22 protein-coding genes and 1 pseudogene are annotated in these 19,515 nt (G+C 35.6%); 6 read left to right on the forward strand and 17 right to left on the reverse strand.

The window, feature by feature from the left end:
- Positions 1–30: 30 nt before the first annotated feature.
- The gene (locus tag NSS74_RS19735; RefSeq protein WP_088265933.1) at positions 31–1,029 is read right to left on the reverse strand and encodes a YhdH/YhfP family quinone oxidoreductase; all 999 of its coding nucleotides are present in this window, start codon (positions 1,027–1,029) and stop codon (positions 31–33) included.
- Positions 1,030–1,343: 314 nt separating this feature from the next.
- On the opposite strand from NSS74_RS19735, the gene NSS74_RS19740 reads away from it, so the two are divergent.
- Positions 1,344–2,546 carry an LCP family protein gene (locus tag NSS74_RS19740; RefSeq protein ID WP_016101760.1) on the forward strand — a complete coding sequence of 401 codons (1,203 nt, stop codon included), beginning with the start codon at positions 1,344–1,346 and terminating at the stop codon, positions 2,544–2,546.
- A gap of 149 nt (positions 2,547–2,695) precedes the next feature.
- Positions 2,696–3,136 carry a hypothetical protein gene (locus NSS74_RS19745; RefSeq protein ID WP_002029912.1) on the forward strand — a complete coding sequence of 147 codons (441 nt, stop codon included), beginning with the start codon at positions 2,696–2,698 and terminating at the stop codon, positions 3,134–3,136.
- 33 nt (positions 3,137–3,169) lie between these two features.
- Here the strand turns inward: NSS74_RS19745 and NSS74_RS19750 are convergent, their stop codons facing one another.
- The 13 genes and pseudogenes from NSS74_RS19750 to NSS74_RS19810 all read right to left on the reverse strand — a co-directional run bounded on the left by NSS74_RS19750 (position 3,170) and on the right by NSS74_RS19810 (position 11,649).
- Complete coding sequence (locus tag NSS74_RS19750; RefSeq protein ID WP_340814150.1) at positions 3,170–3,943, reverse strand: sulfite exporter TauE/SafE family protein; 774 nt, start codon at positions 3,941–3,943, stop codon at positions 3,170–3,172.
- Positions 3,944–3,976: 33 nt separating this feature from the next.
- Positions 3,977–4,456 carry a DsrE/DsrF/DrsH-like family protein gene (locus NSS74_RS19755; protein ID WP_002010731.1) on the reverse strand — a complete coding sequence of 160 codons (480 nt, stop codon included), beginning with the start codon at positions 4,454–4,456 and terminating at the stop codon, positions 3,977–3,979.
- 72 nt (positions 4,457–4,528) lie between these two features.
- Positions 4,529–4,825 carry a rhodanese-like domain-containing protein gene (locus NSS74_RS19760; RefSeq protein ID WP_002087460.1) on the reverse strand — a complete coding sequence of 99 codons (297 nt, stop codon included), beginning with the start codon at positions 4,823–4,825 and terminating at the stop codon, positions 4,529–4,531.
- 14 nt (positions 4,826–4,839) lie between these two features.
- The gene (locus tag NSS74_RS19765; protein WP_159146259.1) at positions 4,840–5,205 is read right to left on the reverse strand and encodes a rhodanese-like domain-containing protein; all 366 of its coding nucleotides are present in this window, start codon (positions 5,203–5,205) and stop codon (positions 4,840–4,842) included.
- Positions 5,206–5,209: 4 nt separating this feature from the next.
- Complete coding sequence (locus NSS74_RS19770; RefSeq protein ID WP_107887858.1) at positions 5,210–5,569, reverse strand: sulfurtransferase; 360 nt, start codon at positions 5,567–5,569, stop codon at positions 5,210–5,212.
- A 66-nt stretch (positions 5,570–5,635) separates the two neighbouring features.
- Positions 5,636–5,854: pseudogene (locus NSS74_RS19775) on the reverse strand (sulfurtransferase TusA family protein); the annotation flags it as partial.
- Positions 5,855–5,886: 32 nt separating this feature from the next.
- Positions 5,887–6,117 carry a sulfurtransferase TusA family protein gene (locus NSS74_RS19780; RefSeq protein WP_002087464.1) on the reverse strand — a complete coding sequence of 77 codons (231 nt, stop codon included), beginning with the start codon at positions 6,115–6,117 and terminating at the stop codon, positions 5,887–5,889.
- Positions 6,118–6,144: 27 nt separating this feature from the next.
- Entirely contained in the window at positions 6,145–7,275 is a 1,131-nt protein-coding gene (locus tag NSS74_RS19785; protein WP_002087465.1) for an MBL fold metallo-hydrolase, read from the reverse strand.
- Between the two features lie 38 nt (positions 7,276–7,313).
- The gene (locus NSS74_RS19790) at positions 7,314–7,874 is read right to left on the reverse strand and encodes a sulfurtransferase TusA family protein (RefSeq protein ID WP_340814153.1); all 561 of its coding nucleotides are present in this window, start codon (positions 7,872–7,874) and stop codon (positions 7,314–7,316) included.
- A gap of 88 nt (positions 7,875–7,962) precedes the next feature.
- The gene (locus NSS74_RS19795; protein WP_000456201.1) at positions 7,963–8,226 is read right to left on the reverse strand and encodes a metal-sensitive transcriptional regulator; all 264 of its coding nucleotides are present in this window, start codon (positions 8,224–8,226) and stop codon (positions 7,963–7,965) included.
- Between the two features lie 185 nt (positions 8,227–8,411).
- Positions 8,412–10,076, reverse strand: coding sequence for a CoA-disulfide reductase (gene cdr, locus NSS74_RS19800; RefSeq protein WP_340814155.1), 1,665 nt, complete (start codon positions 10,074–10,076; stop codon positions 8,412–8,414).
- A gap of 267 nt (positions 10,077–10,343) precedes the next feature.
- The gene (locus NSS74_RS19805; RefSeq protein ID WP_002169114.1) at positions 10,344–10,928 is read right to left on the reverse strand and encodes a DUF3238 domain-containing protein; all 585 of its coding nucleotides are present in this window, start codon (positions 10,926–10,928) and stop codon (positions 10,344–10,346) included.
- 136 nt (positions 10,929–11,064) lie between these two features.
- Positions 11,065–11,649 carry a DUF3238 domain-containing protein gene (locus NSS74_RS19810; RefSeq protein WP_002140455.1) on the reverse strand — a complete coding sequence of 195 codons (585 nt, stop codon included), beginning with the start codon at positions 11,647–11,649 and terminating at the stop codon, positions 11,065–11,067.
- A 152-nt stretch (positions 11,650–11,801) separates the two neighbouring features.
- Here NSS74_RS19810 and NSS74_RS19815 point away from each other — a divergent pair, with 152 nt between their 5' ends.
- On the forward strand, positions 11,802–12,275 hold the full coding sequence (locus NSS74_RS19815) for a MarR family winged helix-turn-helix transcriptional regulator (RefSeq protein ID WP_131247296.1): 474 nt from the start codon (positions 11,802–11,804) through the stop codon (positions 12,273–12,275).
- Positions 12,276–12,403: 128 nt separating this feature from the next.
- On the opposite strand, the gene NSS74_RS19820 is transcribed toward NSS74_RS19815, so the two are convergent.
- The 3 genes from NSS74_RS19820 to NSS74_RS19830 form a co-directional block, all read right to left on the reverse strand.
- Entirely contained in the window at positions 12,404–13,666 is a 1,263-nt protein-coding gene (locus NSS74_RS19820; protein WP_340814157.1) for a neutral/alkaline non-lysosomal ceramidase N-terminal domain-containing protein, read from the reverse strand.
- A 106-nt stretch (positions 13,667–13,772) separates the two neighbouring features.
- Complete coding sequence (gene spoVR / locus NSS74_RS19825) at positions 13,773–15,188, reverse strand: stage V sporulation protein SpoVR (RefSeq protein ID WP_002029894.1); 1,416 nt, start codon at positions 15,186–15,188, stop codon at positions 13,773–13,775.
- Positions 15,189–15,305: 117 nt separating this feature from the next.
- Positions 15,306–15,866 (reverse strand): nitroreductase family protein, encoded by a 561-nt coding sequence (locus NSS74_RS19830; RefSeq protein ID WP_012260353.1) that lies wholly within the window; start codon positions 15,864–15,866, stop codon positions 15,306–15,308.
- Positions 15,867–16,097: 231 nt separating this feature from the next.
- On the opposite strand from NSS74_RS19830, the gene NSS74_RS19835 reads away from it, so the two are divergent.
- The 3 genes from NSS74_RS19835 (at position 16,098) to gerYC (ending at position 19,513) form a co-directional block, all read left to right on the forward strand.
- Entirely contained in the window at positions 16,098–16,694 is a 597-nt protein-coding gene (locus NSS74_RS19835; protein ID WP_002140453.1) for a hypothetical protein, read from the forward strand.
- 234 nt (positions 16,695–16,928) lie between these two features.
- Positions 16,929–18,434, forward strand: a complete 1,506-nt coding sequence (locus tag NSS74_RS19840; RefSeq protein ID WP_340814160.1) for a spore germination protein — start codon at positions 16,929–16,931, stop codon at positions 18,432–18,434.
- Positions 18,431–19,513 carry a spore germination protein GerYC gene (gerYC, locus tag NSS74_RS19845; protein ID WP_340814161.1) on the forward strand — a complete coding sequence of 361 codons (1,083 nt, stop codon included), beginning with the start codon at positions 18,431–18,433 and terminating at the stop codon, positions 19,511–19,513. Before NSS74_RS19840 ends, gerYC begins: the two co-directional genes overlap by 4 nt.
- The last annotated feature ends 2 nt before the right edge of the window (positions 19,514–19,515 follow it).

The following is a 19,515-nucleotide window of genomic DNA, read 5'->3' on the forward strand; positions in this document are numbered from 1 at the left end:
AAAGAGACGCTAATTTAAGCGTCTCTTTTTTCATTTCATCTTTACAACCGTTCTTCCTTTTAACTTTCCTTGCAGTATAAGTGTAAACTTCTCATCTAATTCTTTTAATGTACATTCTTCTGTATAAGATAATAGCTCTGAATTTTTCCACTCACCTGCTAGCAATGCCCACACGTCTCTTCTCACATCTACTGGACATTGAACTGAATCTATTCCTAAAAGGCTAATCCCTCGTAATATGAATGGGTATACAGTTGTATTTAATTCATGCCCTGCTACGTTACCACACGTTGTTACACAGCCTCCATACTTAACTACCTTTAAAGAACTTTCTAACATGCTTCCGCCTACGGTATCGACAACTCCAGCGTATATTCCTTTAAGCATCGGTCTTCCTGATTCATCACTCAACTCCGCGCGATGAATCATCTTTTTTGCACCTAAACGTAGCAGCATCTGTTCCTCTTCCATTTTCCCAGTTGATCCTACTACGTTATATCCTAGCTTCGCTAAAATGCTAACTGCTACACTGCCTACTCCGCCCGTAGCACCCGTTACTAAAACATCTCCCATACTAGGCGTAATTCCCGCCCTAATAAGCTTATATACCGATAGGGCAGCTGTAAAACCTGCTGTCCCGTACATCATACTTTCCTTCAAAGTCATTTCTTTTGGTAAATGAACAACCCAAGATGATGGCACGCGAATATATTCCCCGAAACCACCAGAAGTATTCATACCTAAATCATATCCAGTTACAATAACTTGATCGCCTTCCTGAAAGGCGTTATTTTCACTATTAACTACCTCTCCCGCTGCATCTATGCCAGGTGTATGAGGATATGTTCTCGTTACACCTTTATTACCAGTAGCTGAAAGGGCATCTTTATAATTTAATGAAGAATAATAAACACGTATTAATACGTCTCCTTCAGGTAAACTATTAATTTCTCTCTCAACAAGATTTCTTTCAAATTGATTATTTTCTTTTTCGTTCACGACAATTGCTCGGAATGATGTATGATTCATTATGCTCTCTCCTTCATCCGTAAAATCTTTCTTTATTATATAAGAAGTATATATACAGCTAATCACATCTTCTTGGCTATATTTCAACAAATCTTACTTCTCTATCACTTTCTCACAATACATATTTTCATTTCTACTAAAACACATTATACTTGTTCTACATCTTAAAAATAAAATATAGAAAATCTGACTTTTTATAAATAAATTGAATTTTTACGAAATGTAAATGATTTGTAATGTTTTTTTTCGCTAAATTTCATTATAATAAGTGGATATGAGTGTCGTATTTCAATTCAAATGAAGGAGTACAAGAAATGGAGCAAAACCCATCTTTGCAAGAAAATACACGCAATAAACCGAAAAAAAGTAAGAAAAAAACAAAAATTATTATAAGCGTCATTCTATTCTTTTTAATAGTAGGTGGCGGTTATACATGGTTTTTAGTAAATAAAGCATCTTCTGCTGTTCGAAATGCCGCTCACGATTTAGCGCGCGGTGATAAATCTGATTTACGTGATAAAGCTGTAAAACCTATTACAAATAACGTCTCTGTCTTAATAATGGGTGTTGATGAAAGCGATGTCCGTGGGAAAGAATATGGTGAAGCTATAAGAACGGATGCACTATTACTTGCAACGTTTAATAAAGATAGCAAAACTGTAAAACTATTAAGTATTCCACGAGACACGTATACTTATATTCCAGTAGAGAAGAAAAAAGATAAAATTACACACGCTCATGCATTTGGTTCTACTAAAAACGGAAAAGATGGTGGACCACAAGCTAGTATTGATGCAGTTGAAAAATTAATGAATGTTCCCGTCGATTACTTTGTAAAATTCAACTTTAAATCATTCATGAAAATCGTTGATGATTTAGGCGGCATTGAAGTTGACGTACCAGTTGAATTTACTGAACAAGATAGTAATGATAACGCCGATGCAATTCACCTGAAAAAAGGTGTTCAAAAGTTAAATAGTGAAGAAGCTCTTGCTCTTGCTAGAACACGACACGTTGATAGTGATGCGATGCGTGGACAACGTCAGCAACTCGTTATTGAAGCAATTTTAAAGAAACTAACAAGCGTTGGATCCGTAACAAAAGTTGGTAACATCATTGATGATATTAACGGACAATTCGTTACAAACTTAACATTCGATGATATGCTTTCATTCTATAAATATGGAGCAGATTCTTCAATTGAGAAATTACAAATTGAAGGTGAAGATTGTTACATGGCAAAAGGTGATGATACATGTAGTAAGTCATCTGGTGGTGGCCGAACTTACTACTACAATCCAGATAAAAAAGAATTAGCTAATGTTACAAACGAACTTCGTAGTCACCTTGGACTACCTGCCTATACAAAATCTGATTCTGATTCGAAAAAAACAAGCTCAGAGAAAACAAAAGAATCTAAGTCTGAAAATACGAGTGAACGCGAATCAAGTAACGATGAAACTCAAAATAAGAATAACAGTGAAGATACAGAAACATCGTCTAATGACAATGAATAAAGTGAAGCAGTGCTCTATGGAGGTAGAGCACTGCTTCTTTTTAATGCTTTCAAAACAAAAAAATCAGAACTTTCCAACTATCTTTTTTAATATTTTTAAATTATAATAAATAATAGTAATCTATTCCAATTATCAGGGGGCCCACACATATGAAAGCTGCAGTAAAACATAACATTTCAGATTTTAAAGAGTACTTAAAATCAAACGATATATACATGGAAGAAAATATAGATGAAAATGATGGTTCGGTACATTTTTCAGTAGGGTTAGAAACAGAAGCTGGCGCAAAAATTCAACTTATCGCTGCTTTCCAAAGCGAACATCCTGCTGTGGATATATACTGCTTCAATGTTGCTCTTGTACCTGATTCAACATCAACAAATGATATTTTACATGTCATCAATGAATTAAACACATCTTATCGATTTGCAAAATTCACGCTAAACAAACAAAATGCAATTGATATTTCAACATCTCTTGCATTCTCAGAACCAAACTTTAATCCCGCACTTGTCTTTGAACATACGAGAATGCTATATAAACTGGCAAACGATGAATATAAGAACTTAATGAAAGTGATTTGGGCGTAAATAAAAAGATGGTGCTACAAGAGCACCATCTTTTTATTTCGATATCATATCAACCCACATCTTTATCGCAGTTCCTACAATTAAAGTAGACAATACGTATTGCAAAACTTTTTGATTCACTCTCTTCCCTACTCTCACTCCAAGAGGAGCGGCAAATAAACTTGCTATCGCAACGATAAGAGCCGGAATAACAACTATTTGTCCAGTAATCACTTTCCCAGTAGTAATTCCTATCGAGGAAATAAAAGTAATAGCGATAGATGTTACTATTGTTGTACGTATCGGTAGTTTTAAAACAACTAGCATAATCGGTACTAAAAGAAATGCACCACCAGCCCCAATAATGCCGGAAACACTTCCTACAATAAACGCTAGCAAACTAGCGAGCCACTTATTGTACGTAATTCCTTCTGTCCCCTTACGATTGCTTCGCTTCGGTATAAACATCATAATAGCCGCAATAGTAGCTAGTAATGTGTAAACAACGTTTACAGCATGCTCATTTAATAGATTCGCACTAAAGCTACCTACAAAGCTTCCTATTAATATACTAGCTCCCATATACACAACTAAAGTTTTATCCATATCGTTACTTTTCCTGTACGCCCACGCGCCTGCAAAAGTTGCAAAGAATACTTGAATCGCTGTAATACCGCTCACTTCATGTGATGTATATCCAGCAAATCCTAGCAATACTGGAATGTATAAGATCATCGGGTAATTAATAATTGCCCCGCCAATCCCAACCATTCCTGATATAAACGACCCTATAAACCCAATAATAAAAAGCAGTACTGTTAAACTCATATTGTATCCCCCGCCTTCTAAAAAGAAGGTGATTTAAATAAATAAATTCACATTCCCATCCGAAGCATCTGCTAAATATGCTCCTACCCCAGCAAATTCTACCCCTTCCATAATCTCTTCCTCTTTTAACCCTAATAAATCTACTGTCATTTGACAAGCTACAAGTTTAATTCCCTGTTCTTTCGCCAAATCCATTAAATCTGGTAAAGGCATCGCATTGTGCTTCTTCATAATGCCTTTAATCATCTTTGGCCCCATACCAGCAAAATTCATTTTTGATAATCCCATCTTATCAGCGCCGCGCGGCATCATTTTTCCAAACACTTTCTCTATAAATGTTTTCTTTACTTTCACATGCTCATCTTTCCTAAGAGCATTTAAACCCCAGAAAGTATGAAAAATAGTCACTTCATGATCGTACGCCGCTGAACCATTTGCAATAATATAAGCTGCCATCGCTTTATCATAATCTCCGCTAAATAAAACGATTGTTGTTTTCTTCTGTTGTTCCATGTTGTTCTCCTCCTAATTACCTATAGGGGTATTTTTTCATTTATAAAAAGGCTCAAATCATTTATCTCTGTACTATACGACTTTACCTTCCCACGCTAACATACCGCCTACCATATTGATTGCTTGAAAACCGTAGCTCTCTAAAAATTGAACTGCTCGTGCACTTCTTCCGCCAGAACGACAAACGATAATATACTCTTTCTTTTTATCCAACTCATGCATACGAAACTCTAATAGTCCTAGTGGAATATTACACGCTTCTGGAATTTTCCCTTCAGCTACTTCTTCTACTTCACGTACGTCCACAATATTTACTGCTTCTTTACGTAACAATTTTTCTTCTAATTCTTTTGCTTTCATTTCTTTCATTTTAAATTCCCTCCTCACAAACCATTCATACCGCCTGAAACATTGATAACGTGCTGAAATCCTAATTTTTTTAATACTTTTGCAGCCTGCTTACTTCTCATCCCGCTCTGGCAAATAACGATTACTTTCTTATTTTTATCTAACTGATTTGCTTTACTCGCTAACTCATTTAACGGGATATTTTGAAATCCTTTCATATGATTCCCTCTATACTCACCTACTGTACGAACATCGATAAATTGTTTATTCTTTTGCTCCATCATACGTTTTAATTCTTTCCCTGTAATATTTTTCACTCCTCTAACTGGTAAGAAGCGAGAAATAATAAACCACGATACAAGTACAATTAAGATTACATTCAATATTGTCTTTACATCCATAAAGCTATTTAAACTCCTTCTGTGCTTTTTTCCCGTCCAAATATATACTATAACTTTGAATATGGAACCCTTTCTTTCTTAAAAAACGAACGCTTAAATTCCGATCCACTTTATTATGAACAATAAGATGCAAAGGCTTATTTGGTATTTCATGATAATACCGTTTTAAATACGCATACGGTATACACATAATTCTAGAATTGTTATCACTGTGACTCTCTGTATAATTGCGTACATCTACAACAACACTTTCAATTTCCCTTACTTGTTCTAACGAAATATATGCAACGTTTAAAACCGGAATGTAACGTTTTACTAAACTTCCCAGCATCAATACTATTAGAGATATAACTATATAAGACATATATGATTATCCTCTTTACTTTCAATAATAAGCAGAGGATGTAATCTTCCACTTATTATTGAACTGCTATGCTTTCTTGATCCAGAACTTTAATTCACCAGCTTCTTCCGTGTGTTTTAACACTTCATGACCGCCTGTTTGTGACCATGCTGGAATATCTTTAATCGCACCTTTATCTGTTAAGTGTACTTCTAATACTTCTCCTGATTGTAATACTTCCATTGCCTTCTTTGTTTTTACAATTGGCATTGGACATGCTAATCCTTTTACATCTAATACTTCTTTCCTTTCATCTTATATGCCTCCTATTTTTATAATTAAGCTTTCTTAATCCAGAACTTTAATTCGCCGTCTTCTTCTGTATGCTTTAACACTTCATGACCGCTTGTTTGTGACCATGCTGGAATATCTTTAATCGCACCTTTATCTGTTAAGTGTACTTCTAACACTTCCCCTGATTGTAATGCTTCCATTGCCTTCTTCGTTCTTACAATCGGCATTGGACATGCTAATCCTTTCGCATCTAATACTTGTTTTACATTCATCATCTATTCCTCCATGTTTCATTTATTTTATTATTCATGAACTGCACAACGATTTGGACCAATCTCCATTTCACGCTCTTCATCTGCACTCGGATGAATTTTACCCATATTCGTTTGACGAATTTCTTCGTAAGCATTTGGCTGAGGTGGTAAATTCTCCGTTACAACTTTACGAAACTCTTCCTTATCCTCAATATTTAGCCCTGCATTATACGCAAATAAATCTTTTAACTTTGCGCTCACAACACCATTTTCATCCATTTCACTTATTTTTGAATAATGAGCCGGTAACACAATTAAACTTTGAGATAGCTCTTTATATCGGCTATATAAAGTATTACGTAAATCACTTACCCAATCTTCAGCCTTTCCAGCAAGATCTGGACGCCCAATTGAATCCACAAATAAAATATCGCCTGATAATAAATACTCATCATCTACAATAAATGAAGTACTACCAATTGTATGTCCAGGCGAATAGATTGCCTCAATATCAATCTTTGTTTGTCCAACAGTAATTACAGCACCCTCTACAAGTGGCTCATAAGAAAATACAACTTCTTCCGCATCTTTCGGCGGTAACCAATACGTCCCGTTTACTTTCTCAGCTAGCTTACGACCTCCTGAAATATGATCCGCATGTAAGTGTGTATCCATTACATTTGTAATTACAGCACCTTGTTCTTTTGCAAATTCCTCATATGCCTCAACTGTTCGTACTGCATCAATAACAGCAGCTTGTCCTTTAGAAATGACCATATATGATAAGCAACCTTTTCCAAGACGGTTAAACTGATACATACTTCCGCCATCTTTTAAATCTCCAACCTTTATAGGCTTTACATATTCACTCCAAGCCTTCATACCACCAGATAAATAATAAATATTTTCTAATCCAGCCTCTGTTAATTGCTCTGCCACAAATATAGAAGATCCTTCTTTTGCACATACTACTAAAACATCTTTATCTTTAGGTAGTTCACTAACAATATGATCTACACCCTCTAATAAATCAAAGTACGGCACATTCATTGAAGTAACTTCTTTTCCTTCAATTTTCCAATCTTCATAATCCGCCTCATTACGAACATCTAAAATAAATAACTCTCCGAATAAAACTTTCTCTGCAACATCTTTTGCTTGTAACGGTTTAACATTCATCGTATTACCCCCATAGGTATGTTTTTGTTTAAAAAAATTTATTTTTCCACATTCCCTTGCCACTCTAACATACCTGGAATGACATTCTTCACATTTGAATAACCTTTCTCTTTCAACATTTGACAAGCTGCATCACTACGGTTACCAGTTCGGCAAACAACATAAATTGGTTTCGCACTGTCTAACATAGCACTATCTAATTCACCTAACGGCACCGAAATTGCGGATGGAATATGACCAAAGACGAATTCCGCTTCTTCACGAACATCTAATACAGTGCACTCTTCACTACTTAATAATATATTTTGCAATTCCCCATTCGTAATTGTATGAGGATACTTCACAACTTCATTTACTTCATGTTCATGGGATTTTCGTACATAATGCTTTAATATATCTCCCTCTTGTTTCGTTCCAATATATTGATGCCCTACTTTATTTGACCAACTTTGTATATCTAACGTCGATCCTTTATCCGTCGCCTCTATTTCAATAACTTGTCCTGATGCCAATCCTTCCATCGCCTTCTTCGTCTTCACAATCGGCATCGGACAGGCCAAACCTTTACAATCTAAACTCATATCCACTTTTATACTCATAATCATTTCCTCCCTAATCATTATACATATACCTGTAGGGGTATAGTAAAATGTTTTTGAAAATCTGTCAACACATACGTTTGACAGATTATCGGCTTTTTACAAGTAATTGAACAGCTTCTTTAATTAACTCTTCATTTGAGCCATTACCTGTCTCAAACTGCTCGCGCAAACATTGCTCTAAATTTGTTCCAACAACGAGTCCAATTGTACGATCAAGTGCAGAACGGGATGCAGTTAACTGTGTAATAACATCTCGGCAATCTTTTCCCTCTTCCATCATGCGAAGCACACCACGAACTTGACCTTCAATACGTTTCAATCTATTTTTCATATCTTGATTATATTCCATTCTATAATCACCTCATTACCATTATGTCACCATTTATAACTTATGACAATATATTATACCCTGCAGGGTATTTTGTAAACCCCTATTTTTATTTTTCATCTTACATGTTCGCAAAACAAAAAGTGAAACCTTAATCCATGGGGGTTCATCCTCCACCAAATTTTGAAGTGAAAGATGAACAAATATCAATATACAATCCGGTCTGGTAATACTGTTCCGTATAATTTAAAGCCACCATCTACATTTTTTACCCTATATCCTTTTTCCATTAACATACGTGCTGCAACATATCCCCTCATACCAAGCTGACAAGTAATATATATTTCTTTATCTAATGGCACTTCATCCAAGCGATCACGTAATTCATCTAATGGAATATTAATAGAACCTTTGATCATTCCTTGCTTTAATTCATTAGGATCTCGAACATCAATCAGATATCCATCATTTTCAACAATACGATCAATTTCATGCCATTGTACTGTATCAACAAAACCATCTACTATATTACTTGCCGCATACCCTACCATGTTTACTGGATCTTTTGCGGAAGAATACGGTGGTGCATATGATAATTCTAAATCCGGTAAATCAATTACAGTTAAATTCGCCTTCATTGCCGTTGCAATAACATCGATACGCTTATCTACCCCGTCACGTCCTAAAGCCTGTGCCCCATAAATTTTTCCACTCTCTTTATTAAAAATTAATTTTATTAGTACTGGCGTAGCATTTGGATAGTATCCAGCATGAGAATTGGCCTGTACATGTACTACCTCATAGGGTATATTTAATCGTTTTAATATTTTTTCATTTACTCCAGTCGAAGCAACTGTTAAATCAAAAACTTTAGCCACTGAAGTTCCCATCGTACCTTTATATAAAGAATCCGTATGACCATGAATAATATCTGCTAACATGCGGCCTTGACGATTAGCCGGCCACGCTAAAGGAATCATTGTTTCTGTTTCTGTAACAAAATCTTTCACCTCAATCGCATCACCAATTGCATATATATGTTGGTCCGATGTTTGAAATTTCTCATTTACTTTTATCGTTCCTCTAACTCCTAGCTCTAATCCTGCATCCTTCGCTAAACTACTCTCTGGTTGTACACCAATTGCTAAAATAAGCATATCTGTTTTTATAATTGACCCACTCTTTAGACGTACAATACTCCCATTCTCCTCTAATGCATCTACACCGTCTTCAAAAATAAGCTCAACATTGTGCTTTTTCATATGCTCGTGTACATATGCCGCCATTTCATAATCAATCGGTGGCATCACTTGATTGGCCATCTCTACGAGAGTAACATCAATTCCTCGTTCTCTTAAGTTTTCAACCATTTCTACTCCAATAAATCCACCACCAATAACCGTCGCATGATGTGGTTTCTTCTCATCAATGTACGCTTTAATACGATCTGTATCAGGTACATTTCGTAACATAAACAACGCCTTCGCTTCTTCAATACCCGGAATAGCTGGAACAATTGGTTTCGCCCCTGGTGAAAGAATTAAAACATCATATTCCTCGTTATATGTTTCATTTGTAGTTACATTCTTTATAATAATTGTTTTCTCTTCTTTATTAATTTTTACTACTTCACTCAATACACGTATATCTAAATTAAAGCGATTTGACATCTTTTCAACTGTCTGCACTAATAGTTTTTGTCTTTCTGTAATTACACCGCCAATATAGTATGGTAATCCACAGTTTGCAAATGAAATATATTCACCGCGTTCAACCATAATAATTTCATCTTCTTCACTTAAGCGACGAAGCCTTGCAGCTACTGATGCTCCACCAGCAACTCCACCTACTACAACAATTTTTCTAGACATATTTTAAACCTCCATGTTGTTTATTATTTAATTTCTCCATGTATTACAAACAAAAAACTTATACCCGTATGGGTATATAATAAAATATACAAAAATCATTTTCAATATATATATCTTTTGTTCACAAATTCGAAACAAAAAAGAACCTAGATATCTCCAGGTTCCTTTCTGTATGATTAAATCCATGCCTAAAGGCGGCGTAGTATAGAGTAATACTTATTTTTGACGGCTGAATTCATTTACGAATGAAGTAATTTGTCATACTTCCTATAACCTCTTTGTAAAACTATAATCCATTTCTCCACCTAACGCTTCAGGTGTATCACCAGTTTCTCTAAAATCATGTGTATAAATTTGTTCAAATGAACCGAAATCTACTTGCTTATAAAATTCGAAACAAGGGAATCCATCATGTTCTCCTTGAATATCGATACTACCATCCTTGTTCACACATACAGTTAATAAATAGTCCACAGGAGGGGCATACACATTTAACGGATTACTAGCGCTTGCACTCATTTTGAATTGCACACCATCAGAATTCCATGAAATATCCGTACACACAATATTTTCAGTACTCGCTTTTCCTGTTCTTTTATTCACAGAACCATCTGGATTTGTGACCTTCTCTGTCGTAATACCCGTGTTTGCATATGAAAACACTTCTTCTTTATAAAAGTCCACTACTACCTCTTGCTCAACTCTAGAGCGCATAGTATTTACCGCATGTGGTGTAAACTCACGTGAATCACCTTCGAATTGGATTACTTTCCCTGTTTGTACATCCTTCCGCGGTTCTGTCCAAGACACTGGAATAAATACACTGGCTCTAATTTTAACGATATTCGTCATAAGAAACACCCCTTTAATTCTAATTTTATATACTGCATACTATTGAATAAAATAGACCACAATTTCAATCCTAGAACCAATAGCTTTCTCTTTTACGTTTGCTACTTCCTTCTAAAAAATAGCGCTATATTTATATCTAGATTTTCGTTTTAAAGCTATATTCCATTTCTCCAGCTAGTGCTGCTGGGGTATCATCCGTTTTCCTGAAATCATGTGTATATATTAATTCAAATGAACCAAAGTCGATTTGTTTATAAAATTCATAGCAAGGAAAACCATCATGTAAACCTTCAACATGTACAGTACCACTTTCATTAACTCGTATAGTCAAAAAATAATCAGCTGCAGGTGCTGCCGCGTTTAACGGATTACTTGCACTTGCTCTCATTTCAAATGAAACTTCATCTTCACTCCATACAATATTTGTACATGCAATGTTTTCTGTACTTGTTTCTCCTTTTTGATACTCAATTGAGCCATCTGGATTTGTAATTTTCACAGTAACGATACAAGCATCTGCATATGTGAAAATTTCTCTTTTATAAAAATCAACAACCACTTCTTGTTCTAATCTTGAACGCTTTGTGTTCACAGCGTATGGTGTAAATTCACGTGCATCTCCGGCATATTCAAACACTCTTCCCGTCGCAGGATCCTGAATAGGTTTCAGCAAAGCATACGGTGCAAATACACTCCCTCTAATTTTAACGATATTAACCATGTGAAACCTCCATAATTCATTGATTTTATTTAGATAAATCATTATTTGTTCTATTACTATTATATAGTCAATTTGATTGACTATATCCTGTATAGTACAATGGATTCTACTTATAGTCAATTTAATTGACTATAAGTAAGGAGGTTATATACATGACTCATCAAACACTTAACGAACTAGATCTTACATCACTTTTATCACTATCTTTCAGCACATTAATTACTGAACTACATGATAGATTAAGTGAATTAGGATTTGAAGATATTAGGCCAGCGCATGGTTTTATGTTCAAACGCATCCTTCCTAATGGGGCAACCGGTATAGAACTAGCTGAATCTTTAGGAGTTTCAAAACAAGCCATAAGTAAAATGGTAGATTCTCTTGAGAACAGTGGTTATGTCACGCGCCAAACGCATCCTACTGATAAAAGAGGTAAAATCATTGTTTTAACCGAGCGTGGTTTAGCAGTAATGAAAGCAAAAGAAGAAATAGTAGCTGAAATAGAACAACGATGGATTGCAAACATAGGTGCAGAACGAATGCAAATGCTTAAAGAAGATCTAACAACATTCGTTACTAAAGAAAATACAGGAAAATTATCATCGAGCATACGACCTGTTTGGTAAACAAAAACTCCATATAAAAAACGAATCCACTTTGATTATTCTTTTTCAAAATGGATTCGTTTTTTACAGCTTTATTAAAATCATTGATTCCTTTAAATTTTGTTTTAAATATATGGGATACCCATATTTTATACATTATATAATTCCGTAACTCTCTGCACGATCAGCTCTGCCGTATTCTCCTCTGGCGGCATCAACAAGTTTGTAACTGGCCCATACACAACAGGATTTAATTCCACTTCATATCCACCATATGCATACTCCTCTTTTGTCGGTAAGTAACCAATATATCCATTCGTATAGCCACCAAAGAAAGCTAGTTCATTTTGAAGACTCTCTTTCATTTCTAAAGCATTTTCTGAAAAAGGTTCCATCGGTATTCCAGAGAATATACCATCATTAATTTGAAACAATTGAATTTCTAAATCGATACTTAAGTGCCTAATGTTTTTCCTATGCTTATCTAAAACAATAGCAAGCCATTCGTCAGTATTCACACCCCACTGCTTCTCAGCTAATTGGGCCATTCTTTTTATCTCTTCAATTTCTGGAATATCCTTTAACTTCATTTGCATCATCGTCGAAATAGTTCTTAGATTTACAATTGTGCTATATGTAACTGTTGGTAATATCGTTAATACATGTCCGCTAAGTATGTAAGCCATTTGTGTTAATGCTTCTCTTGAACCGCGATAATTTGCATTTACATTACCAGTAGCACCTTGAACAATAATAACAGGACAGTTTACTATCTTCTCCAGAATCTCTCTCGTCATTCCAGGATAATCCGCTGATAATACATCGCTATCCCCTTTTAAAACATTCGGATGAGCAGTACAAAATACAACAATCCCAGCTAACTCCTTTGAATCAGCATGTCTCATTGCTAAAACACCAATTCGTTTATCTACAATACCCTCTATATTTATGCCCATCTTTGCTTTTCCATCAGGTGTCCTCTCTCTTCGGTTTACTCCAATATCGCCTGTCGTAACACCCCAACCAACTTCACATAAACGCATATTATTATTCGCAGTAATAGCACCCTGCACTACATTATTTAGTAAAATCGTTTTATATGACTTTACTAAAGGATGATCACCGACTGTTTCCGGACCAGAATGAGTATGTGTATAAACGACAGTTATTTGCTGCAACGGTACATTAAGCTCACTAGCTACTCGTTCACGAATCATCGTCGTATCTTCTACTAACATTCCGATATTATCAATACTTATAAACACAGTTTTCATTTCATCTTTTTCAAATACAAAAATTGTCCCATAAATGTGCTCTTCAATATTATTAATCCCTGTATCTCTATGATATCCGATAAAATCAATACCTATAGGCGGCGTAATATCCACCTTGCATACCCCTACTTTGCTCATTTGAATCGCTCCATTTCTCTATGTAACTCCCTCTCTTCAAGAATAGCATATTTACCATTTTCAAAATAAAAAGAACGGACAAGAAATCCTATGTCCGTTCTTTTCATCACACATACTTCCGATGCACCATCTTCCCATCATAAGAAAACACAACGCCCTTACTTTCCACAATGGACTCCATATGCACCGTTCTACCCCATAACTGATGCAGATAAGGTAATACCTTTTCTAAGTATTTTAAATCGAGCTCAATTCCTTCGTAACTATGTTTAATGTACAATTCACCATTCTTTAAGTAGTCTCCATCTTCTACTACTAAGTACGGGAAACCTCCATTTGTGCGCATATTTACGAGTTGATCGCGTACATGCTCCCATTCTTTATCAATTACTTTATATTCTTTTCCTTGGCGCTGGAATAAGTACATATCTTCTCTCATTACAAGTTTTTTATTTAAATAGTTTCTTAGGAACGATACATCCCATTCAATTTCCCGTACTTCAAAGATTTTGTCACGACCAGAACCAGGTTTCACACCGCGTCGTTTCATTTCTTCTGTCGGGTTGTTATAGCGCTCTTCAATATCTTCGAACATTTTAATACCGAGGTAGTATGGATTAATACTTGTTTTTGATGGCTGTACGACACCTGCATTTAATTTCGCAAATTCAATTGCTTCACCAGATGTTAAGTCCATTTCACGAAGTATGCGTTGATGCCAGAAGGAAGCCCAACCTTCATTCATAATCTTCGTTTCAAGCTGTGGCCAGAAGTATAACATTTCTTCACGCATCATCGTTAATATGTCGCGCTGCCACTCTTCTAGCTCACGGCTATATTCTTCAATAAAGAGGAGTAAATCTTTTTCTGGCTGCGGTGGGATTTTCTTCTTTTTATGCATATTAGGTCGTTCTCTCTTTTTGTTTCGATCATCTAAATTCCATAAATCATCGTACTGTGATATCTTTTTCTTTTCTACATCCTCTTCTAAATCTTCAATACTCCATGCAAGTTTCGGACGCATAAGCGATGGATCAATATGTTCTTGAATGGCAAGTACGGCATCTAAAAATGTTTCTACCTCTTCTCTTCCATACTTATGTTCATACGCCTTCACACGATCTGCTGTCGCTGCCATACTCTCCACCATATCGCGCTTCGTATTAGAAAAACGAATATTATTTTTGAAGAAATCACAATGTGCTAAAACGTGCGCCACGATTAATTTATTTTGAATTAAAGAATTCGTATCTAATAAAAAGGCGTAACATGGATTAGAGTTAATAACGAGTTCATAAATTTTACTAAGTCCTAAATCGTATTGTAATTTCATTCTGAAAAATTGCTTTCCAAAACTCCAATGCGAAAACCTCGTCGGCATCCCATATGCACCAAATGTATAGATAATTTCCGCTGGACATACTTCATAGCGCATCGGATAAAAATCAAGACCAAATCCAGTCGCAATTTCCGTAATTTCAGCAATCGCATATTGTAGTGCTTTATCATCACTTGCTCTCATTATTTTCCCTCCTTACACTTTCCCTTAAGAAAGTGTATGATGAGGAACAAGCTTTCATGAGGATTGATTGCATAATAAAAAGACACCCTCTTAAAAAACGAGAATGCCTCTTTCTAATTAACCTTCAATGATCTCCATCTTCTCCGTAATCGGTGTACGAGCTTTTCCTTCTGGTGCTTTATCGAAATAGCCGATATGAAGAATTCCAATGATGCGTTGGCCTCGTGTTAAACCAATTCCTTCTATAAATAGTGGATTATAGTTTAATCCACCTGATTTCCAAACACAGCCTAATCCGCGTTCCCAAGCAAGTAATTGGAAGTTTTGCATAAATGCACATGTTGCAGCGTAATCTTCGTCACGTGGAATTTGACGCGGATCTTCATTAATGTAAACAACGATTTGTGCAGGCGTACTTAAGAAACGATCAGATAAAGTTTTGCCGCGTTTTGCTCTTTCTTCTTCTGTGAAAGAGTTTAATACTGCGTCTACTAATTTCTGACGGCCTTCTCCAATGTATAATTTACAATTCCATGGCTCACGATGTTTATGATTCGGTGCCCATGTTGCGTCGTTTAATAGTTCAATTAATAGCTCTTTTTCTACTGCTTTATTTGTAAATGTACGAACAGAGCGTCTTTCTTTAATAACATTTGCGATGGAAGTATATGTAGTCATATTTTTCTCTCCCTTATTTTTATCTATATGTATAATTCCGTTATTGATATTGATTTTCAATTTCGATTATAACCTAGTTTTTCACTATTAATCAATGTTTTATGTTGGAAAACCATGAAAAACTTCTTTTTATACTGTGAATAAAAAAACTTAACTTGTTCACAAGTTTTTCACATTTTATGGAAATGATATGTGTAAGTTTTCCACATTACCCATCTAGGAGGAGTTTATATGTACAAGAAAATCGCAGTAAGTATGACTATGGCAGCATTATTGTGCGGGATATCTGTCTTTCCTGCTTCCGCTGCCACGCCAAAAGAAGTAACAATGCACCATCATAAGCCTATTTCAGAAGAAGAAATGCAGTCGCTCGAAAAACTCGGCTATAATAAACATGAAATTTGGAAAGCTGCCCACATTGCAAGAATAAGTAAAAAAGAAATTAAGGACGTTTTAGCTTACTATAAGCAAAATAAATCTTGGGAGAAAACAGCACAGCATTTCGGTGTAGACCCAAGTAAATTGAAAAAGCATCATATGAATAAAGAAACGAAAAAAGCACTACTGCAAAAATTAGCAAATATGCAAAAGTCCACACCAGATGGACTGAAACAAAAAATGAAAGAATATAACATCGGCTTACGCCAACTTACCGTGTTAACAATCATCTCTCAAAAAAGTAATACCCCTCTTGACGATGTACTAAAAATGAAAAAAGATGGGATGGATATTAAACAAATTGCGGAAAAATTAAATGTTAAAAAAGAAGATATACGGGCAGAAATGATTAAATTAGTGAAGTCTATTAAAGAAAAGAAAACAAATTAGCCTGTCAAAAAGGAAGAGATATTCAATACTCTTCCTTTTCTTTATCCCGCTATTTGTGGGTAGTAAAACTCCCACCTCAAAATTCGGCTGGAGCAAAAAAGTTAGGTGGGAGTCGTGCTGCCCGTAAAATCCAGATTATTAGCCTTCACTTTATGAACTTTCAATTTTCAAGTATAAATTCCCGTCTTTCCCAAAAACTAACACAAGTAAATGATGTGTGTAAGGGGTGAGGAAATGTTCCGTGTATCATCTAAAAAGAAGAAAAAAGCACTCTGTTCTATTCCGGAGTTTATCCACACTATGAAAGAATCCAGTGATTTCGTGTCTTATAACGTAGTAGACGATGGAACATTGTGTTTGTTTTATTATAAATCTACAGCTGAATCACTCCTCATTAATCGATTCATTTTAACACCTATTAAAAGAGAATTAGATCACATTGAAAATATAAGTGATATAGCAAATATCGTAACACTTGAGGAGATTATCACCAATCCTTCTATTGATGATATCCGTGAAAAACTGTTAGGTGGATATGTACTTTTGCAGCTAACAGTTAATTCCAAAACAGCCGAATATGCACTTCTTCGCGCTGAAAGTTTAGCTTTAGGTACACGGTTATATAACGATACAGAGAATGAATATAGTGTCATCGGTCCAAAAGTCGGCTTCGTTGAGAATATCGATACAAATATACACTTACTTCGGCGAAATATCGTAACAGAACAATTAGTTTTCAAAGAAGTTATAGTTGGTTCTATATCAAAAACAAAGGTCGTAGTTGCTTACATCGAAGGCATTACAAATGATCAGCACGTCAATACTGCAATGCAGCGCCTACAAGGCATTGACTTTGATGTTCCTTTCGATGCGACTATGATCGAACAATTTATTAGCGATAATAGTAACTCTCCCTTCCCTGTTTTACTACCTACAGAGCGCTTAGATCGTTCTGTTTATGCACTCATTAATGGTGGTGTTGTCATTTTAACAGATGGTTCTCCTTACGCATTAGCTGGCCCGGCGACGTTACTCGATTTTTTTGTCTCTCCAGAAGATTATTATTTACCATGGATAGCAGGCTCATTTCTTAGATTGGTTCGTTTTTTCGGAGCAGCATTCTCTCTATTTTCATCAGCTATTTATACAGCTGTATTAACGTATCACTATCAAATGATTCCCGCAGATTTACTTGGACCAATTATTTATTCCCGAGCCAATGTACCATTTCCACCTGTTTTGGAGGCACTTTTTTTAGAAATTACAATCGAATTACTGCGCGAGGCTGGAGCTCGTTTACCGACTAAAGTTGGTCAAACGATTGGTATTGTTGGAGGAATTGTCATTGGCCAGGCATCTGTTGAGGCTGCTTTAACGAGTACTATTTTATTAATTGCGGTTGCGTTATCTGCACTTGCTTCTTTTACAACACCAACAGTAAAAATGTCTTCCACTATCCGGATATTACGATTTCCTCTCATCATTTTAGCTGGAGCATTTGGAGGTGTAGGGCTAATCGTCGGATTTGTATTCATATTAGCTCATTTAATTCGCTTAAAATCACTTGGATCACCTTATTTATTACCTTTATATCCATTTCGCGGGTTAGGTACAGCTGAGGGGCTCCTTCGTCTTCCATTTAGTCAAACTGCAGGACGGGCTTCTTTTCTAAGACCAAAGAAGAAATGGCGCTATGATCCAAACCAAGCGAAAGAAAAACGCGACGGTGAGGAAAAATGAAAGATATTTTATTACGCTCTTCCATTATCATTTTAATTTTTCTATCCGGCTGTACACAATCTAACATAGTAGATACACAGCGGATTATTCATGTGGGTGGATTCGATATAACGAAAGAGAAGAAATTTCGTGGGACGATTCTCTATCCAGATTACACAAAAGGAGTGCAATCAAAACCAGAAACTCAATCCACTACCGCTGGTACCATTGAAACAATCTCTTCACTTCTAAACGCAAAATCACCACATACGATTGCTGTAGGTCAAATGCGCGTTGTCCTATTTGGAAAATCATTCGGTGAACGTGGAATCGGAGATATTATTAACAACTTACAACGTGATCCTAACATTGGCCGAGATGTGCAGCTAGCGCTTGTAGACGGTTCAACAGAAGAATTACTTAAACATGTCAAAACAAATGGATCGCTATATCTATCTGATTTATTGGAGCAAAATATAGAAACGGAGACAATCCCTCGGATGGCTTTAAATATTTTTCTATATGATTTTTATTCATCTGGCTGTGATCCATTTCTTCCTTACATTCAAGTTGCAGAAGACAAGTCTGCTTCCATTAAAGGACTCGCTTTTTTAAAAAAGGATAAAGTAGCTATGTATACAGATAAAACAGGATCTTTTTTATTTAAATTACTCATTAATCCAACTAACAATGGACGTTACGAAGTTCCGATACGTCAAGGTAAACATAAAGGCTTAATCGCAACCCAAAACTTATCTGGAAATAGTGTTTGTTCCCTTTCCGACGCCGGTGACATTCCGAAAGTTCACATTCGACTGAAATTAAATGGACTTATAAAAAATGCCCCTGACTGGCTTGATTTATCAAAGAGCGAAAATGTAACTTACGTAAAAAAACATGTAGAAAAGACACTTGAAAAACATTTAAACGAATTAATAAAACAATTCCAAGAAAAAGAAATCGATCCGATAGGTATACAAGAAGAAATTCGTAGTCATTCAAGAAAATGGACTATAAAACAAATTCAAGAAATGTACCCTAATGTAGACGTTGCTGTTCATGTGCAAATCAATGTCGTGCAATCTGGTATCGGAGAATAGTG

The sequence above is a fragment of the Bacillus sp. FSL E2-8868 genome, assembly GCF_038005505.1.
GTDB lineage: Bacteria > Bacillota > Bacilli > Bacillales > Bacillaceae_G > Bacillus_A > Bacillus_A mycoides.

Coding starts and splice junctions, on each gene's coding strand:
- NSS74_RS19735 (WP_088265933.1), bottom strand. CDS start 1,029: ATGAATCATACATCATTCCGAGCAATTGTCGTGAACGAAAAAGAAAAT.
- NSS74_RS19740 (WP_016101760.1), top strand. CDS start 1,344: ATGGAGCAAAACCCATCTTTGCAAGAAAATACACGCAATAAACCGAAA.
- NSS74_RS19745 (WP_002029912.1), top strand. CDS start 2,696: ATGAAAGCTGCAGTAAAACATAACATTTCAGATTTTAAAGAGTACTTA.
- NSS74_RS19750 (WP_340814150.1), bottom strand. CDS start 3,943: ATGAGTTTAACAGTACTGCTTTTTATTATTGGGTTTATAGGGTCGTTT.
- NSS74_RS19755 (WP_002010731.1), bottom strand. CDS start 4,456: ATGGAACAACAGAAGAAAACAACAATCGTTTTATTTAGCGGAGATTAT.
- NSS74_RS19760 (WP_002087460.1), bottom strand. CDS start 4,825: ATGAAAGAAATGAAAGCAAAAGAATTAGAAGAAAAATTGTTACGTAAA.
- NSS74_RS19765 (WP_159146259.1), bottom strand. CDS start 5,205: ATGGATGTAAAGACAATATTGAATGTAATCTTAATTGTACTTGTATCG.
- NSS74_RS19770 (WP_107887858.1), bottom strand. CDS start 5,569: ATGTCTTATATAGTTATATCTCTAATAGTATTGATGCTGGGAAGTTTA.
- NSS74_RS19780 (WP_002087464.1), bottom strand. CDS start 6,117: ATGATGAATGTAAAACAAGTATTAGATGCGAAAGGATTAGCATGTCCA.
- NSS74_RS19785 (WP_002087465.1), bottom strand. CDS start 7,275: ATGAATGTTAAACCGTTACAAGCAAAAGATGTTGCAGAGAAAGTTTTA.
- NSS74_RS19790 (WP_340814153.1), bottom strand. CDS start 7,874: ATGAGTATAAAAGTGGATATGAGTTTAGATTGTAAAGGTTTGGCCTGT.
- NSS74_RS19795 (WP_000456201.1), bottom strand. CDS start 8,226: ATGGAATATAATCAAGATATGAAAAATAGATTGAAACGTATTGAAGGT.
- cdr (WP_340814155.1), bottom strand. CDS start 10,076: ATGTCTAGAAAAATTGTTGTAGTAGGTGGAGTTGCTGGTGGAGCATCA.
- NSS74_RS19805 (WP_002169114.1), bottom strand. CDS start 10,928: ATGACGAATATCGTTAAAATTAGAGCCAGTGTATTTATTCCAGTGTCT.
- NSS74_RS19810 (WP_002140455.1), bottom strand. CDS start 11,649: ATGGTTAATATCGTTAAAATTAGAGGGAGTGTATTTGCACCGTATGCT.
- NSS74_RS19815 (WP_131247296.1), top strand. CDS start 11,802: ATGACTCATCAAACACTTAACGAACTAGATCTTACATCACTTTTATCA.
- NSS74_RS19820 (WP_340814157.1), bottom strand. CDS start 13,666: ATGAGCAAAGTAGGGGTATGCAAGGTGGATATTACGCCGCCTATAGGT.
- spoVR (WP_002029894.1), bottom strand. CDS start 15,188: ATGAGAGCAAGTGATGATAAAGCACTACAATATGCGATTGCTGAAATT.
- NSS74_RS19830 (WP_012260353.1), bottom strand. CDS start 15,866: ATGACTACATATACTTCCATCGCAAATGTTATTAAAGAAAGACGCTCT.
- NSS74_RS19835 (WP_002140453.1), top strand. CDS start 16,098: ATGTACAAGAAAATCGCAGTAAGTATGACTATGGCAGCATTATTGTGC.
- NSS74_RS19840 (WP_340814160.1), top strand. CDS start 16,929: ATGTTCCGTGTATCATCTAAAAAGAAGAAAAAAGCACTCTGTTCTATT.
- gerYC (WP_340814161.1), top strand. CDS start 18,431: ATGAAAGATATTTTATTACGCTCTTCCATTATCATTTTAATTTTTCTA.